This window comes from Vibrio sp. 10N.261.52.A1, from assembly GCF_002876325.1.
GTDB lineage: Bacteria > Pseudomonadota > Gammaproteobacteria > Enterobacterales > Vibrionaceae > Vibrio > Vibrio chagasii.
The window spans coordinates 1-705 of record NZ_MCYD01001084.1 but is presented as its reverse complement, the minus strand read 5'-3'; the positions used below and the strand labels follow the sequence as shown (position 1 = coordinate 705).

The window sequence follows — 705 nt, the reverse complement described above, 5'->3', positions numbered from 1 at the left end:
AAGGTCAACACGCCCTAGTAGTTAACCTGCGAACTCTTCTGAGTCTGGACGGTGAGTAAACTGAACACCATTTAGGAAATCACAAAGCAATTGGTCTTCACATACTTTGTAGTTTTTGTTTTCAGGCTTGCGGAAGTAGGCACCAATTTCGTATTTGCTTAGGCTGATACCCACCACTTCTAATACATCGAGCACGTCTTCTGCTTTCATGTTCAACGCAATACGTAGCTTCATGAAAATCATGTTGTTGGTAAGTGCCACTTCAGGTTTTGGCTGAGCCCCTTCTTTTTTACCGCGCTTAAGGTTGATGAAACCATTTAGGAATACCGCTAACTCTTTGTCTTTCATCTTAGAGCATGACTTATCGTTATTCGCTTTTAGCCAGTTAATCACTTGGTCGTGGGCAACAGTGACATCCGCTTGCTCAATAGCTTTGATGATTTGTGCGTTCTTAAGGTTTAGTGCGTGTTGAATACGACGCAAGATTTCGTTGTTAGTCACAGAGGTGTCCTAAAAAGGTTTAGAGAGTAAAGTGGCTTCAAACGGCGTATTGCTGCAGATAACCTTGTCATACTTTACTTAGCATAGTTGACGGCGACTCTAACAGAGAACGCCGATTTTCGATAGATATAAAAAATCCCCGATGCTATTAACTCTTTCAAGTTAAGTTACATCAGGGATTTGGCAATGAATGCTTTATCTGAC

General features: G+C 41.4%; 1 protein-coding gene. It reads right to left on the bottom strand.

Going from position 1 to position 705, the window contains the following annotated elements:
- Positions 1-21: 21 nt before the first annotated feature.
- Entirely contained in the window at positions 22-501 is a 480-nt protein-coding gene (locus BCT81_RS23380; protein ID WP_102426028.1) for a DUF1456 family protein, read from the bottom strand.
- Positions 502-705 lie beyond the last annotated feature (204 nt).